We start from the raw sequence: 17,642 nt of genomic DNA on the forward strand, positions 1-17,642 counted from the left end.
TACAATAAATTTAGTATTGCTAAGAATGTACTTATGGATTTCATCCAATTAAACGTGGCATGAAGTAATAACAATCTGAAAGTCCATAAAAAAGGATACTGGTATTCTGTCGATAGCTAAAAAAAGCAGTTACTTCTCCTAAAATAATTTTATATTGGAAAAGGACCTAATCCATGGTGCCTTTTACTTTTTTAAAAGCTATTTTATCACTGTATTTTTAATCCCCATAATGGAGGAGGCAAGTTGTCATTCTTTTCAATTGGTTCCTTTGGTTTATAGACAACTGGCCGTGTTTTCCTTACATAAAACCCACGTTTTTTCCATTCAAATTATGAATCATAGCCTTTCTTTATTGGACATCAATCTGATATATCAATTGAAGTGAAGTTTTATTTTATTGTTGCTTGTGATTGATATCTATCTTGGGAAGGTTAAGTTTTCTCTGTGTTTTTCTCGATCAAATCACGGAATGTTTCATTCTGTAATAAATAGGGAAAAGATTGTTTGTTTATGAAAAAGGAAATGCCTATAACAAGAAATCCACCGTTCTAATTTAAAAGCAATATTTAGTTTATCTCTGTAATGCTGGGATAAGTAAGACGTATCGACTTGATGCCAATATACATCCCGAAATTATACGTTCATATACCCCCGCTTTATTTAATGCGAGGATGTTGTTGGTTTTCTGTGGCTATATCTTCAGTCATATACGTTTTTACTTTCTGGTGTTAGAGTAGAAATTAAGTACTGGAGGTTATTAAATGAATAATGGAATAAAAGGAACGAGTAGAGAAAGATTAATAGATTACAAAATTTTTATACCATCTGTATTAATTATTCTTGGAATTAGTATTCCATTTTCAATGAACGAGGCTAAATCCATAGCCTTGTTAAATGATATGTTTAATAGGATTGTGGAAATGTTTACTTGGGGATATTTATGGTATGCAGTTTTAATGGTTGTAGCCGGTTTGTTTTTCTCTTTTTCTAAGTATGGGCGGGTTGTTTTAGGTGATCCAAACGAGAAACCGAAGTATACAATGTTTGAATATGCTTCTATTTTAATTGCAATGGGCCTGGGATCGACAATCATGCGGACAGGTATGGTTCAATGGACGGATGTTGCCCTGAACCCCCCTTTTGGTGCGGAAGCAAAATCGGCAGAAGCCTTATTGTGGGGGAATTCGTATAGTATGTTTTTGTGGAGTTTTCAAGTTTTTGCTATCTTTGTAATGGCAGCACCTGCAATGGGATATATATTACATGTTCGTAAAAAACCATTTATGCGAATCTCCGAAGCGTGTCGTTGTATTTTTGGTGATACATTTACAAATGGTGTAGGGGGGAAAATCCTCGATATTATCTTCTTAGTTAGTATAATATCCGGGGCAGCCGTTACCTTAGGATTGGGAACACCCATCATAACATATAATTTATCAAAACTTGCAAATATCGAGGTTACATTTGGTTTAACGTTACTTGTGACCATTATCTGGGTCATATTATTTTCCGTTAGTGCTTATTTAGGCATAGAAAAAGGGATTAAACGATTAAGTACTTTAAATATGTATTTAGCCGGTGTCTTTGCTTTATTCATCATGATTGCCGGACCTGGACTATTCATTCTTAATTATTTTACCGATAGTATTCGGTTTTTAATTTCTAATTATCTTGATATGTCTCTCTATACAAATTCATTAGGTCAGCAAGGAAACTCGTATATGGAAAGCAATACCGTCTTTTGGTTTGCTTATTGTGCTACATGGGCAATGTTGCATAGTATATTTGCTGCAAAGATATCACGTGGCAGAACGATAAAAGAAATGATTTTAACTTATTTGTTAGCTCCTACACTTATTTCGTGGGTAGCTACTGGGATCCTTGGGGGTCTTGGTGTGCATAGATATATTACGGGAGAAGTTCCTGTATTAAAAATTGTCCAGGAACAAAATTCAATGACAGTCATCCCTGAAATACTTGCTTCTTTACCTTTTTCTACGATTGCAATGATCGTTTTTGTGGTTGTTACAACGATTTTCCTAACGACCACACTAGACTCAACTACTTATACGATTGCATCTTACACGGGCACAAAAAACATGAGTAAATTTGAGCCTTCAAAAGGTTTACGCTTAATTGTGGCTGCACTTGTGACTGCCATAGCTCTTGTATTGATGAGAATAGGTGGACTCGCACCTTTGGAAGTTCTTTCCGGTCTAATGGGAATACCAATCATTTTTATTCAATTCTTGACTATTTATGCTGCCAAGAAAATGATGGATGAAGACCGGGCATGGGAAAAGAATGTAAGAAGAAAAGATGTTGTAGAAGAAGGTAAGGTACGTAAAGTTAGTAATTTCTAATACTAAGTAAATATGAGCTCATTCATTTGATTCATATTTTTTGACGAATATAAAAAGTAAAGGTGCCTGATCCCTCGTTAATACGTTAATGAGTGAGGGGGCAGGCACTTTTTTATAAGACTTATTTGATTGGTAAACATCCTCATTAAACAGGTAAAGTATACTTATAAGGGAAAAAATATAATTTATCAATCGAAGGTAATTTCACTTGAAAAGCGGGATTGGTATAGTTTGAAAAAGAAGGTTGAAAAAATAACCTGTGAGGAGATCTATCAAACTCCTTGACAATAAAGATAAATTTAATTATCCTTTTAAAAAACCTAATGGAATACTCAAATTCGTATAACTCCAATAATATGGTTTGGAGGTCTCTACCAGGAACCAATAATTCCTGATTACGAAGAAGATACAAGCATTTTATTTGTATTTTCTTCGTAATCAGGAATTTTTTTTTATAAAAATCGAGGAGGTCCAACGATGAATTTTTCTATAATGCCTAAAATTGAACTTCACTGCCATTTGGATGGGAGTGTTAGACCTGAGTCCATCATTGATATTGCAAAGAGAGAAGGAATCAGTATACCTTCCTTTGATAAAGAAGAGATTAAAGAAGAACTAATTGCTCCACTAGATTGCCAATCCTTAGATGAATATTTAAAAAGATTCTCCATCCCTAATTTAGTGATGCAGTCAAAGGAAAATTTAAAAAGAATTACCTTTGAGCTTTTTGAAGATGCAGCAAAGGAAAATGTAAAATATATGGAGGTTCGTTTTGCCCCATTACTTCATACGAAAATGGGGTTATCTGTAGAAGAAATCATTCAAAGTGTGATAGAGGGAATGAAAGAGGCAGAAGAACAATTTGATATTAAAGGAAATATCATTTTGTCATGTATGAGATCGATGGCGGTGGAAAGTGCTTTTGAGGTCGTCGAAAAGGGTAAGATATTCCTTGGAAAAGGGGTTGTCGCGATCGATTTGTGTGCTTCCGAAGAGGAAGGGTTTTGCGAAAAATTCATTGAACCAATCGCGTTGGCTAGAGAATATGGCTACAGAGTCACGATCCACGCCGGTGAAACGGGAATCGGAAAAAATGTGCTTGAGGCAGTAGAATGGTTAGGGGCTGAAAGAATTGGACACGGTGTATTTATTAAAGACTGTGCAGAAGCTTATAACATTGTAAAGGAAAAACAGGTAGTGCTTGAGATGTGTCCAACAAGTAATGTCCAAACCAAAGCAGTAAACCAATTTAGTGAGCATCCAATCTACGACTTTCATAGGGATGGAATAAAAGTAACCGTTAATACGGACAACAGAACGGTATCAGATACAACGATGGCGAAGGAATGCGATTTAGTTTGTAATGAATATGCTATGAGTGATGAAGATTATAAAGAAATTTACATGAATAGTGTGCAAGCCTCTTTTGCAGATGAAAAAACTAAGGAAAAACTAAAGAAGTACCTGCTAGACATATAAAATTAAAATTTATATTTTTAAAAAAAAAGATTCTTTGACTGTTGAACAGAAAGCGAAAATAAAAGTGCCTGACCAGCTGCTTTTTAGCGTTAGTATTGATGATTGGGGCCAGGCACCTTTTTTTTCTGAAACCTATTGATTATCCTGCCAGATTCTATGAGCATCCATATGCTTATCAACAAGGGCTTTGAAGTCTTCAATGGCCTCTCTATTGCTATATAGTGGAGTCTTATTTGTAATCATATAAATAGCCCTATGGGGAGGATTTTCATTAAACGGAACAATATAAATATCCCTAAATTTTTCTTTAAGAGAGTGGGCGGCACTTAAGGGAACGATTAACCATGAATCCTGATCCAGTAGATCGAAAGATAGTAAAGTGGAGTCCGTAACTAATTTAGGGTTTAACTCTTGTTGAAAATACTTATTGTGCCATTTTAAGTATTGATCACCCCAATTTAAAAAAATCTGCTTTTCTGGATTTAATTTTTGGGGGTCAACTGATTTTGAATTCCCCAAATGAGTGCATTTGGTTACTAAGACCATTTTTTCATCCAAAATTTGTTTACATTCGATTTGATTTATAGGGATATGATGTAAAACAAACCCTACATCAATAATTCTAGCAGCTATTTGCTCATAAATTTCATCTGTGTGCTGGGTTTTTATGGTTAATTGAACATAGGGATTGTTAAAAATCTCCTTATAAATATTGCTGAACAGGTAATTGTTTACACTGTCTACCACTCCAATAGAGACTGTTTTTAATGAGGAGAAGGAACTGAAGTTTTTAATTTTATCATTTATGTTTTCCCAGTCGAGGGCAATGGACATAAAAGCCTTCCCATGAGCAGTTAATTTAATATTTTTAAATCCCCGATCCCTTTCCACCAACATTACCCCAAGTTCATCTTCGAGTGCTTTCAATCGATAGCTGACAGTAGACTGGCTCAGATAAAGCTTTTCTGCTGTTTTAGTTACATTTAATGTCTTTGTTAAAACGGCAAATGTTTCTAGCAATTTATAATTCATGAAAAATCACCCTCTTTAATTAAATATAATTAAGCATTTGATTATAATAGTTATAATAATCTAAATTATTGATAATTAACATAAAAAACATTCGTTTTTAAAATATGTAAGCGTTTGCTACTCTTATATTAGATTTCCGGAAGTCAATAAAATAATATGAGGAGTTAAAATGAAAAATTTTAGTAGCAGTTTTGAAAGACCGAGCAGTACTTGGATTAATAAGTTTTCTCAGATTCCAACTCCTGTCATTGGAGACGTAATGGGAAGACAAAACATTATGGATGCTAGAATCAGGCCGACATGGGCTGGTGCTCGATTCGTTGGACCAGCATTAACAGTTATGACTTATCCATCCGATAACTTTATGATTCATGTTGGGGTCACACTGGCTCAAGAAGGTGATATCCTAATTGTTGATGCAGGGAATTATCAAAACGCTGGCTTATGGGGAGAGATTTTAACAATCAATGCAATGCAGCGTAAAGTGAAAGGAATTGTAATAGACGGAGCAGTGAGAGATGTCAAAGAAATTGAAGATTTGGAGTTTCCGATGTTTGCGTCAGGCATAAACGCTAGGGGCGGATATAAGAGTAATCCTGGTATTGTCAACAAGCCTGTGTCATGTGGGGGAGTTGCTGTATGCCCAGGAGATTTAATTATTGCTGATGAAAATGGAGTTGCGGTTATTCCAAGATTAGATATTGAAAGCATTTATGAAGAATGTGAAAAAAAAATTAATTCTGAAAAACAGATAATTGAACAGTTAAAACAAGGAAAAGATACTTTTGAGATTATGAATATGCAAGACACATTAGATAAACTTGGAATCAAAATTTATGAATAGTGTGGTGGTATAATGTCTATCTCTTTAGACCTAACGCAGTCACTTGCACTGGCGGTGGTTGTTTTACTAATTGGGAGTGTGCTAAAGAAAAAAATTGGTTTTTTAAGGAGATATTTTATTCCCACTCCTGTGATAGGGGGATTACTCTTTGCAATCATCATGTTAGTCGGTAATCAAACGGAGTCATGGAGTGTGGAACTTGATCAATCGTTAAGCGGAATACTGCTGATTGCGTTTTTTACAGCAACTGGTTTCTCATTCAGTGTGAAAGATTTAAAGAAAACTGGAATAATTGGTTTGAAATTAGCCGTGTTAATTATCATATTAGTAATATTGCAAAACGCACTCGTTCCTCTCATTTCCCCCCTTGCAGGAATAGATCCCTTATTGGGACTAACAATGGCATCAATGGCCTTGGCAGGAGGCCCTGGAACGTCAGCTGCATTTGGGCCAACAATAGAGAGTATGGGAATAGAAAATGCCACGCTGGTTGCTCTTTCTGCTGCTACATTTGGTTTAGTGATGGGAAGTATTATAGGTGGACCAGTTGCGAAATATCTAATCAAAAAAAATAAACTATCATCAAAGGACACTGGTAATACAATTGAACTTGACCTTACTAATGTATCTAATGAGATTAATGATAAGACATTGATGAATAGCTCATTCATAATCCTTATTTCAATGGGGCTTGGAACATTGTTGGTCATGTTATTAAATCTTACTGGATTTATTTGGCCAGACTATGTTGGCGGACTATTTATAGCTGCTATTTTGAGAAATATCATTGATTCAAGGAATATACCAATTAGTTTAAAATCCATAAATATTATTGGAGCTATTGCATTAAACTTATTTCTTGCCCTCACAATAATGGACCTGGAAATATGGAATCTATTAAATCTTGCTATCCCAATGATTATTTGTTTACTGATTCAGACGATTTTCATGATGTTGTTTGCTATTTTTATCATCTATAGGGTTATGGGGAAAAACTATGACGCTGCAGTAATGACCTCTGGTATGAGCGGTGTTGGTTTAGGTTCTACTCCGAATGCTGTGGCAAACATGGAGGCTGTCATAGAAGAGAATGGTCCATCACCGAATTCTATGATCATTTTACCTGTCGTTGTAGCCGTCTTTTTAAGTATGCTGAACCCCATTATCATAACTTTATTCATCAATATTTTATGAGGTGATCCCTATTAAAACATTCATTTTTGACCCGATTGATCCAGTGGCTTTGGAATATGCCCGAAAGAGACTCGATATAGTGGAATGGACAAATAAAGAAATTGAAAACTACTCTATTGCAGAAGCAGTAATTGTACGGACGTTTAAGATGACAAGAAAGATAATTGATCAAATGCCTAATTTGAAAATAATCGCTAAGCATGGAGTAGGAGTAGACAATATAGATTTGGATTATGCAAAGAGCAGGGGGATTATAGTGACAAACACTCCTCATGCAAATATGAATTCAGTTGCTGAATTAGTTATTGCTCTCGCATTAAATTGTGCGAGGAAAGTAACCTTTGCACACACTATGGTAAAAAAGGGAGTTGAAAAAAACTCTCCTTTTGAACTAGCTGGGTTTGAGCTGCAAAATAAAACAGTTGGATTAATTGGACTTGGCCGTATAGGCACACTAGTAGGCTGGAAACTAAAAGCTGCCTTTAATACAAAGGTGCTTGTATATGATCCTTATACAACTGAATCAATCTGTAAAAAAGAGGGATTTATTAAGTGCGAAGATTTAGATCAAGTACTAAAAGAAAGTGATATAGTTAGTATCTCAGTTCCTTTTACAAAGGATACAGAGAATTTGATTTCCGCACGTGAGTTGTCCCTTATGAAAAAGAATGCAATTCTTATTAATACATCTAGAGGAAAAATAATCAATGAAAAGGATCTTTATCATGCGTTACAGCAAAACAAATTATTTGGTGCAGCCATCGATGCATTTGCCGAAGAACCTGTTTCAAAAGATCACCCATTGTTAACATGTAATAACTTTATTGGCACACCGCATAATGGGGCAAATACAAAGGATGCACTTATTCGAATGGGAACAGAGGCAGTAGATGAAATAGTAAGGCTGATGAATAATGAGGAGACCTTATCTAAGATCATTTAATGACATTAATAAGCTGAAAGAGTGCCTGACCCACTGCTTTGCATAGATGTATTTCATTTAGGTCAATAATTTACTAATAATTTGGAAAATGAGGACAAGGTTTAACCTTGTCCTCATTTTTCAATACTTCTTTCTTGACCAAGGCATCTGATCTAATTAAGGGGGTATGGTTGTTTCAGGTAAGGGTGTATTTAGCATCCTATAACCAACAGTATAACTTAGGGCATTATAACAGCAAATGGAATACCCTTTTCATGATTGGTAATTCTCCCAATGATTCACTAAGGAGATATCCTTGTAAACCTGTTAGCCTTATAAATGGCCTGTTTTTATCCTTAAAACTACAAACAGGAGGTTTACAATGAAAAATCTATTTGCTTTTGTTGTTACAATTTCACTCATAATGGGTTCATATAGCATTTTTCCTGCGAATCATTTTGATGCTAAGTCAGTAGATCAAAAGGCAGCAGAAACATTGACATATAAAAAAGTCGAGGTCGACACGAAAGAGTATTCTGTAACCGATCATCGTTTTATTAAAGAGGAAGAGAAAAAGCTGCTTGCCCGTCTCGTGCAGGCTGAAGCAGAAGGCGAACCGTTCGAAGGGAAGGTTGCCGTTGCTGACGTTGTATTGAATCGTGTTGAGCATGAACAATTTCCAGATACAGTCAAGGATGTTATTTATCAGAGGAATGCTTTTGAACCAGTTCAAAATGGTTCAATTAATGAACCTGCTAGTAATGAAGCAATCAAGGCCGTTGAAAAAGCTCTTATTGATCAAGAGAAAAATGAAGAGCTCCTTTACTTTTACAATCCTGAAACAGCTACAAGTGATTGGATCTTTTCTCGTGAAGTTATAAAAAAAATCGGAAATCACTCATTTGCAATTTAAAAAGTGCGTACAGCATAAAAGCTGCGCGCTTTTTTTGTTAGGAAAAATAGGACAGGTAAGCGTCTCCGTCACACATGAATGACTATAGAAGAGGACCCTAATCATTCACCACTTCCATAATTAGAGATAATGGCTATGCCTTTTTATTAAGAGGAATTCACTTACCAAGCATTACGCAATTCGTTATAATGAAGGATGTCGAATGTTGGATAAAGGAGTCTATTCGGCAGTTTAGATTTAAGAAGGTGAAACAATATCGATATCATTGAAACAAGGGTGAGAAGTTTTATTTCAGATATTCAACACCCTAAACAGAAAAAAAAAATAAGCATCAACGATTTAGAAACTCAGCTGCGTAAGCTATTAAATGATTATTTCGAGATGGACGGTTATTCATTGTTTTATCAAGCCATCCAAAAACTGGAGGATGAAGGTCAGCTTAACCCTATACATAACAATCAATACAATGGCAGAACACCATCTCTGCCATTATATTACTGGGTTAATATAAAAGTTCAGGCAGATAAATGGGATCGTCTCGAGATGATGAAATTAAATGATCTGTTTAATTTTTCCTTTTATGAAAGGCATCCGGAGTGGCAAACGAAAGAGGAATGGAATAGGATCCAGAATTTATATGCTTTTCTCCAATCCAGTGAGGAACGGGAAATCGTGTCACTGGAGGAAAGAAGCCTGGAGCTGTTTGGCCATGAAAAATTCTTGCTGGATGGGATTAGTTTTCCTGATGGAAAAGGCTTTTTAGTTAGAATTGGTGTATCAGAAGAGCAGCTTAAAGTGGTGAAATACGGGGAGCCTTTTGTATTTTGGATAAAGCAGGGGAAAGAAATCAAAGATATTCAGAGAGTGCTGATTGTAGAGAATCTATCTTTCTTCCATACTTCGATTCAATTATTGGAAGCGGATCAGCTGGATTATGAGCCAGAACTCATCATTTATGGGGAAGGCACTAAAATTGAACGGAGCTTTTCATTTTTCTTTAAAATTTTCCCGCCAAAATCGTATCTTTTCTATTACGCAGGAGATCTCGATGCGGCAGGATACGGGATCATCACTCGGATGATAGAAAAATATCCAGATTGCTGCATTCAGCCTGCATTAAAGATTTATCGTAAAATGCTCGAATGTCTTGATCAAAGAAATGATCAGAAATCCGGTCAAATTCTAAATCTCAAATACCGCGATTCGTTCTTTGAGTGGTTTACTGAAGAAGAGCAGGAAGTATTAATGAAATTATGGATGGAAAATAAACGGGTTCCTCAGGAAGTCTTAACAATTGAAACATGGAGGAGATGGATGTGAACGAATCATGGGAAGGATTCGCCCAGCGGATGCAGCGATTAAATCCATTGTTTGAGCTTGGGAGAGGAATGGAAGTCGGAGAGTTAAAGCCCCATATCCAAACGATTCTCATGCAGGTGCTCCTCACCATCTTTTATCGGGAACTAAATGATGATGATCATCGGCGGAAATCGGATATCAAGTATATGGTGGAAGATTCGATTAAACAAATGAAGCTTTTGGCTGATGATAAGCAAATTGAACGGATTACGAGCGGGCTTTTATATCAGGGAAAAGAAGAGTACAGTAAACCGTTTGAAGCTTTATATTACGATGAAATGAGACAATCATGGGAGACTCAGGTCTTCCGCTATGTCACGATGGATGAATTATATACAAACCTGGAGATGGGCGGATCCATTGTTTACAAACTCACCGATGTCTCTCAGGAAATGATTTTTATGAGCAGGGAAATGGCTGAGGAATTCTCGATCACGATTGAACAGCTCTATAGCATGCAGCTGATTAAAAACGGTAATTTTCGCAAGGCTACTCGAAACCTCGATCACCTCATTTCACGAGTAAACCGCTTAATGGCAAAAGAATTCTCCTTTCAAAAAGAAATGATCAACAATCCCAAAATCTTATTGATGGAAGAAGAAATGCAAAGGGCCGACAATCGTGCGGAAATCGAAAAGCAATTCGAAGAAGAAAAAAATCACTTTCGCACCATTAGCAGCATGATTGAAAAAACGAAACGAAGAAATGAAGAAGATGATCTTATTCAAAGAGAATTGATGCTTCTCCAGGAAAAAATTGGCCATACAAGGCAATTGCATGACCGTTTTGCCAAGCTGGTTATTCAAAATATCTCCTATGAGTTGAAATTAAAAGCTGAAAACCCATCTCTGTTTTGGGAAACGAGCCTTGTTTCATTCCGGGAAAATATTTATGAAAACTGGTTTATGAAGGAAGGTATCCATTCTTTCGAAACGGTCGAAAAGGTATTATCGCCTTTATTCTCACCAAAGAATGAATTTATTTTGCCGCTGGATTGGATTTGGGGCGAACAGGAATTTGATGAAAATCAGCTAACGGAGACAGCAGTGGAAGAAGAGGAAGAAGAAAGCATTACTCATCAGCGGGTAACGAATTGGGATTCTGTTATTAAGGCATGGAGCTATGTTTTTCAATATTTGCAAACGTACGGAGAGTTTTCACTGGCAGACTTATCGACACTGCCGCTGGAAGTTCAGGATTTATGGTTTGAAGAATCTGAAACGATTGATTTATGGATGATGTTTGATAAAAAGCCACTGAAGGTTCAGGTGCTGCATCGAAATGAAGAAACATTAAGCGATGAACGTGAAATTCTTCTTTATAAACTCATACAGGAGTATCCACAATTTCAAGTGTTTGAAGGCCTGAAAATTTATACCGAGTTTGATCATCGAGCGGAACCTTTCCTCTGGTATCAAATGAAAATAACCCCCTTTAAGATCTGTGTACAGGAGGAGAAATGATGAGTGCAGAAACGATCAAAAAAGCATCAGCTGTTTATTTTACTTTATTAAGAGAGAAAGTCATCGACGAAAACAGCGAACACTTCCAGGCGTATTTTGTTCCGGAAGTAAGACAGACTGTTCTTTTACTGGCAGACGAATCTGGTACATATATTATTGAATCGCCTAAACGGATTCAATTGGTAGTACAGCCGACAGGCTCCGTCTTTGCGACGAATTTTACACATATGAAAGAGAAGCATAAGCAAATTGAAACAAAGAAACACTTTCATCTGATTAGCGTTGTCATTATGGCTTTTTTAGCGAGCATCGACCGAAATCAGGCTGCTAAAATCCGCACGAAGCGAGAAGGAATCAGCTACTACGCATTGGAACGTCAAGTCAATGATGTCATCATGAATTGGGATGCCATTCTTAAAGCGAAACCGGCCTTCGGAGAAGAAGAAAAAATTGATATGAAAGATGTAGTGACAACATGGAAATACATGGAGGTCGACACCGACGATTACGGAGCTAAAAAAGCGAATCGACGAACCCGAATCGGTTTAATCGCCAGTGCCATGCGCGTATTAGAGACGGAAGAGTTAATCGCCATCCTCGACCGGGATGATATTCCAAAGGCGATTCCGAAACAGGAGCTTTTTGAGCGGATTGAATATCTCTATCACGATTATGACCGTTATGAAATGCTTAAGGAACTAATGAAGAATGAGGAGGGTGAGCATGCCGAAAATCCATCGAATTAGAATTGCCGGCCTGAAGTATGATGGCATGCAAAAACAATACAAGGATACGACTTTTAACTTCCATAATGACGAGACATCCACAAATGGTCTCATTTCCATGATGAATGGGGGAGGTAAAGGTGTGTTCCTTCAAACCATCTTCCAAATCCTCAAACCTGGAACAGCGTGGGGAAAACAAAACAATCGCTATTATCAGCAATTCTTTTTTAACAATAAAGAGCAATTTATTCCTTATACCTTTCATGTTCTTATTCAATGGGAGCTGGACGGTGCTGACGGCCGGCATTTAGTTACAGGTGGAATGTTTTCAGCTGAACAGCGGATTTCCCTCAGTGAAGAAAGCGGAAATGAAAGTAAATCGCTGGAACAGGAAGCAAAAATTCTTCCTAATATTACTTTCTATACAAGGGAATTTGAACGGAAAGAAGAAGCATCGCTTGAGCATATTCCACTCCATGAAAATGGTGAAGCTGCTGAAACGGAAAGCTTGAAAGACTACTTAAAATGGAATGGCTACGACGTTTACCGAGATACGAAAAAGCATTATCGCATCCTTGATACATACGGAATTAACCGAAAAGACTGGGATATTATGAAAGAAATTAATAAGGATGAAGGCGGCGTTGGTAAATACTTTGAAGGCGCTGAGGATGATCATTCCCTGTTCCAAAAACGAATTATTCCTACTGTTAGTCAAGTTTTGCATCGAACGGAACATCAAAAGAACGATCTTGTTGAGATTTTTAAGAGTCAGGCAAGTATTGCGAAGGACCTGCCTGTTCTTTTAAAGAGAGAGCAAGCGCACAAAGAGTTCTTAGAAGATATTGTTCCTTTTGAAGCGAACCTGGCAAAAGGAGTCGAGCATAAAGAAATTGTTCAGGACAGTATCAAAGTTGGAAGACAACTTCTTGGTGCTTTAGAACATTTGAAGCAAACGGAAGAGGAAACGCTGCTAGAGTTGGAGAAGGAAATCGAAAAATTAACATCCAAGCAAGTGGATCTGCGCTTTCAGAAAGACAACCTCGAGTATGCAAAAACGCATAGAGAAGTGCTGGATTGGGATAAGAAATTAGCTGAAGAACAGAAAAAGCATACGATCCTGAAGGAAGCTGTAAAGGAAAAGCAGGAGAGAAAAGACGAGCTGGCTTTTCAGCTATTATTGAAAGAATGGCATGAAGGGGAACAAAGCATTCGCTCGCTTTCACAGCAGATTGCAAAATTAGAGCAAAATAGCGGCTTGGAGCAAGTGAACCAAAGAATGGATGAAATCAAAAAAGAAGCGGCTCAGAAATGGGAGCAATCTTCCGGGGCCATTCAGGAAGCAGTACAGCATTATTTTGGATATCAAAAGTTCCTGAAGAAAAAATCAAACGATCTGTCAAAACAAGATAAGCAAAAGACAAAAGAGATTGCGAAGCTTCATACGGAAATTGATTTTCTATATACGCAAATTCATGAATTTGAGTCGAAAGAAGAAAAACTTATCAAAGAATTTGGCGATCGCTTAACCTATGATTTACAGGGCTTTATCGAAAATCTGTCAAAACAGATTGAAACCAAAAAAGCTAGTCTGGAAGATCTGCAGGCAAAAGATAAACAATCGAATGAAAAGCAGAATCAGCTTGCGGCTTCACATGGTATCCTAGCACAATCGATTCAGTATTCAGAAGAAAAATGTGAAGAGTTAAAGATCAAATATGAAGAGCAAAAGCAAAAAGAAGCGAAGCTGGCCGATAAACTTCATGCTTTATTGGATGATGTGACGGCACCGTTCACGAACGCTCTTTTATCAAAGTATGCTTTACAAATCGAAGAGCTCCTTGTTCAAAATCGGGAACAGGGGGAAGGAATCAAAAAAGAGCTTTGGGAAACACAGCTGGATTATGCCTTGAATGATGAACATTTCTGGATTGCGAACAATGATGTAAAGGAAATGAAGGAGTGGATTGATGAGAAGACGGGAATTGACGTGTTTTACGGGTCCCAATATCTCCAATCTTTAAGACATGAGGAAATGGCGAACCATTTGCTTACGCATCCGCTCCTTCCTTACGGTTTAGTCGTCAGCAAGCCGCAATGGGAGAAAATTAATCAGCAGGTTTTGGCAGGAAGAATGTTTAAGAGTCCGGTACCGATTTTTATGCGGGAAGAAATGACGAGCGAAAATCAGCAGGGTTCCTTTGTGATGATCACCGGTACGGAGAAGGAACTGCTGACGGATAAAAATCAATTCACGAACTGGAAAATTAAGATTACGAAACAAATAGAAGAAAAGAAAGATACACTTGCAGAGATCGAAAAAACGGAAACATCTTTACGCCGAATTTTAAAAGAAATCGACCGCTTCCTGGCCAATGACCTTGCCAGTGATATCGATCGGGCACTGAATCAGGAACAGGAAGCGATGATTGCCAAGAAAACTGAATTACAGGCAATCATCGTGCGAGAGCAAAAAGAAAAAGAATTACAGCTGGGACTTAGAGAACAGCTGGAGAAGACTAAAGAAAAGATTGAAAAACTATCAAAAGATGTGGAAACACTTGAGGAATTTGACCGTGAAAAGTCGCTGTATAAGGAAAATAAACGTGTAAAGCTAGAAAAAGAGAAACAAAAGGATACATTCGCAGCCGCCCAGCAGGAGATTGCCAGCGAGCACCAAACCATCGTCGATCTGCAGGAAAAGTGGAGTCAAACGTATCTGGAATGGAAGCTATCAACCGAGCAAAATATTAAGGAAATTAGCTTCTTTATTGAAAGTGCGGCTTTTCCTGCATCTAATAAAGCTGAAGCTTCTGAAGAGGTCCCGCGTTTATCATCGCAGATTTTAGAAGAGGTCAACGGAAACATCGATGAACTGAAACAGCTTCAAAAATCGAAAGAAGAACAAGCCAGTGAATTGCTGGCGATTCAAGCGACAAGAGAATCCGAACAGAAGCAGCAAAAGAAGCTGGAGAAAAAACTTACTGCTCTAAACGAAGAGTGGAAGGAAGCTTCGGAACCAGATGAACCAATGAGTATTTTAGAAAACATGGTACAGACGGCTGCAAGGGAAACAAAGGGAGCTGAGAAAGAGGAACGCGAACAGGGAACGGCCGTAACCGTTGCTGAAACGTCTTTAAAGCATGCGATTGATCAGCGTAAAAAGTCAGCAAAAAAAGTGGACAAGCATGACAAACAGCCGGAAGAATGGGAAGACTTTGATTTGGAAGTAAAGACCGTTGAAATTACTGACCAGACAAAACAAACGAATGCCGAGATCAAGCAAACGGAACAGCGCAAAAAAGAAACCGAACAAAACATAGCTGGTTTTGAAGGCGATCTGTTAACTCTATCCGTTATCCTGAAAGAGGAAGCGGCTGCCTTTACGGAAGAAGATGTTGAGAAAATTAAGAGTCATGGAAGGCAAAGTATCATATCCTGGAGTGAAAAACATCAAGATATTCAGGAAGAAGGCCAGGAGAAGCACGCGAAAATTGAACAATCCCTACGTAATTTAAAGCTTAATATTGAAGGAAAGGATTGGGAGGTCCGTTTTAAGAATGAAGTCTTAACTACGCTCGATCACATGGATACAAGGCATTATGCGCATATTCAAAGTGTCGTTCAAAACATGAAGCGCTTTTCACAGAGTGGTCTGGAGCAATTGGAACGTGACAAAGAACGGGCAGAAAAAGCGCAAAACTTCTGGGCCAGCCGTGCAAGCATGAAGGTGATGAGCATTTCAGAGGCGATTCGCTCCATGATTGCGAAAATGAAGCTGAAGAATGAAAGGGGATCTTTCCCGCTTGTTCAGCTAAAAGAAGATATCCTGCCTAAAAAAGCGGAAGAGGTTGAACCGCTGCTGAAGCAGCATTTTGTTTCAGCGATAAACAAAATTACGAAGCGTTTTGAGATGATTGATGACAATAATCTGGAGCTGGATCGGGAAATCAAGCAGCTCATCAGTGATGAGCAGATTTTATTTGTTTCCCTCAGAAATCGCTACCCAGAGCTTTTGGTTTATAACATGCGAACAGACAATGCCTTCATGTACGGAAAACCGCAGCGCGAGCATTATTCAACCTGGCAGACGATCAATCAGGGTTCGAAGACGAAATCCGATGGCAGTGGAGGCCAAAAGCTATCTGCTCGTATGGTCATGATGATGATGCTCTTATCCGTTAAAAGTGAAACCGACCAAAGCTGGGTTCCGTTAGTCTGTGATAACCCGTTTGGACAAGCAGCATCAGCCCATGTGCTTGACCCGATCTTCGCCGTAGCCGATAAACTAAAGTTCCAATTCATCGTCGTCACCCCGCCTGAACTGGTGAAAACAGAAATCAGCCAGAGGTTTGATGCGTATTATAAATTGGATTTTTTTCGGGAAAAAGGGAAAGAGATTGTGTCGGATACAATTGTTCCGGCGTTTCGGATTTATCAGGGGGAAGAGGTTGTTCAATAAGAGGATTTAAACGTAAAACTATCCACTATCCACTAATTAACTTGAAATGTTCTCTTGAGGGGATATGGTGGATTGTAGATAGGGCATTAGTCTGTGAGCTCCAGCTGTAGGAACACAAAGGACATCTATCATCCATCTCTATTAAGCTATTCTAGCACCCAATATTCAGTTATTTTTCTTTATAAGTGAGTGTCTGTTCCTCAAGGTAAACGGTTTATTGAATCTTCTCTATAATTTTTCAAAAAAATAATATGACAAATTTGAAAATGATATGTTATAGTAGAAAAAAATAATAGATCAATTTAAATAAGTGCTCACATTAGGTGAGGTAAAAGGGAAACTAGTGAAAATCTAGTACAGCCCCCGCTACTGTAAGAGCTGATGAAATTACAATGCCACTGAGAAATCGGGAAGGCATAAGAGTAGGATGAAGCTTAAGTCAGGAAACCTGCTTATTTAAACGACACTTGCTTTTCGGAGGGAGAAGCATAGGCCGGACAATTGATGCCAATTGTTTTTGAGTTTCAGTATGTATGCTTATTTTATACTGTCATTTCATATGCCTGTATTCCTTTGAAAAGGAGTGCGGGCATTTTTTATTTGGTAAGTAAGCAGAACGATGAGAACTGTCTAGCGCAAGCGCATTGGATGCAGTAGGCAGTGCCATCATATCGATGTGGCTGATGGCCGAACAGCTGGGTTTAGGCATGGTATGGCGTACACGAGGTGTTGGCTTGGTGCATGATACAGCACAGCATGATTTTATTGGTGCATCGGAGCAAGAGCAATTAGTGGGGACGCTATGCATCGGCTACCTGGCAGAAGAAATCACTTCCGAGAAGAAGCGTACACCATTTGCTGAAAAGACAACTTGGCTTTAAGGAGG

Annotated in this window: 11 protein-coding genes, 1 pseudogene and 2 riboswitches; of the genes and pseudogenes, 11 read left to right on the top strand and 1 reads right to left on the bottom strand. The window is 37.9% G+C overall.

Annotated features, from left to right (window positions below):
* Positions 1-761: 761 nt before the first annotated feature.
* Positions 762-2,363 (top strand): BCCT family transporter, encoded by a 1,602-nt coding sequence (locus DFO73_RS16630; RefSeq protein WP_110065844.1) that lies wholly within the window; start codon positions 762-764, stop codon positions 2,361-2,363.
* 318 nt (positions 2,364-2,681) lie between these two features.
* Positions 2,682-2,781: riboswitch (purine riboswitch) on the top strand.
* Between the two features lie 59 nt (positions 2,782-2,840).
* A complete protein-coding gene (gene add / locus DFO73_RS16635) occupies positions 2,841-3,842 on the top strand; it encodes an adenosine deaminase (RefSeq protein ID WP_110065845.1) in 1,002 nt (333 codons plus the stop codon).
* A gap of 132 nt (positions 3,843-3,974) precedes the next feature.
* Here add and DFO73_RS16640 read toward each other — a convergent pair whose 3' ends face one another.
* Positions 3,975-4,874 carry a LysR family transcriptional regulator gene (locus tag DFO73_RS16640; RefSeq protein WP_110065846.1) on the bottom strand — a complete coding sequence of 300 codons (900 nt, stop codon included), beginning with the start codon at positions 4,872-4,874 and terminating at the stop codon, positions 3,975-3,977.
* Positions 4,875-5,043: 169 nt separating this feature from the next.
* Between DFO73_RS16640 and DFO73_RS16645 the strand changes: the two genes are divergently transcribed.
* From DFO73_RS16645 to DFO73_RS16690, 9 genes and pseudogenes are all read left to right on the top strand, one after another.
* A complete protein-coding gene (locus DFO73_RS16645; protein WP_110065847.1) occupies positions 5,044-5,718 on the top strand; it encodes a 4-carboxy-4-hydroxy-2-oxoadipate aldolase/oxaloacetate decarboxylase in 675 nt (224 codons plus the stop codon).
* Positions 5,719-5,730: 12 nt separating this feature from the next.
* On the top strand, positions 5,731-6,912 hold the full coding sequence (gene gltS / locus DFO73_RS16650) for a sodium/glutamate symporter (RefSeq protein ID WP_110065848.1): 1,182 nt from the start codon (positions 5,731-5,733) through the stop codon (positions 6,910-6,912).
* A gap of 1 nt (position 6,913) precedes the next feature.
* Positions 6,914-7,855, top strand: coding sequence for a hydroxyacid dehydrogenase (locus DFO73_RS16655; protein WP_181396040.1), 942 nt, complete (start codon positions 6,914-6,916; stop codon positions 7,853-7,855).
* 361 nt (positions 7,856-8,216) lie between these two features.
* The gene (locus DFO73_RS16665) at positions 8,217-8,747 is read left to right on the top strand and encodes a cell wall hydrolase (RefSeq protein WP_110065851.1); all 531 of its coding nucleotides are present in this window, start codon (positions 8,217-8,219) and stop codon (positions 8,745-8,747) included.
* A 381-nt stretch (positions 8,748-9,128) separates the two neighbouring features.
* Positions 9,129-10,067: a DUF2220 domain-containing protein gene (locus DFO73_RS16670; protein WP_258309522.1), complete on the top strand. Its 939-nt coding sequence runs from the start codon at positions 9,129-9,131 to the stop codon at positions 10,065-10,067.
* Positions 10,058-11,569 (top strand): hypothetical protein, encoded by a 1,512-nt coding sequence (locus tag DFO73_RS16675; protein ID WP_258309524.1) that lies wholly within the window; start codon positions 10,058-10,060, stop codon positions 11,567-11,569. Before DFO73_RS16670 ends, DFO73_RS16675 begins: the two co-directional genes overlap by 10 nt.
* On the top strand, positions 11,569-12,315 hold the full coding sequence (locus tag DFO73_RS16680; protein ID WP_110065854.1) for a DUF6063 family protein: 747 nt from the start codon (positions 11,569-11,571) through the stop codon (positions 12,313-12,315). Before DFO73_RS16675 ends, DFO73_RS16680 begins: the two co-directional genes overlap by 1 nt.
* Entirely contained in the window at positions 12,293-16,756 is a 4,464-nt protein-coding gene (locus DFO73_RS16685; protein WP_110065855.1) for a hypothetical protein, read from the top strand. Before DFO73_RS16680 ends, DFO73_RS16685 begins: the two co-directional genes overlap by 23 nt.
* Positions 16,757-17,047: 291 nt before the next feature.
* Positions 17,048-17,226: riboswitch (cobalamin riboswitch) on the top strand.
* 180 nt (positions 17,227-17,406) lie between these two features.
* Positions 17,407-17,637 (top strand): annotated as a pseudogene (locus DFO73_RS16690) (nitroreductase family protein); the annotation flags it as partial.
* Between the last annotated feature and the right edge of the window lie 5 nt (positions 17,638-17,642).

Source organism: Cytobacillus oceanisediminis (assembly GCF_003182355.1).
Lineage (GTDB): Bacteria > Bacillota > Bacilli > Bacillales > Cytobacillaceae > Cytobacillus > Cytobacillus oceanisediminis_A.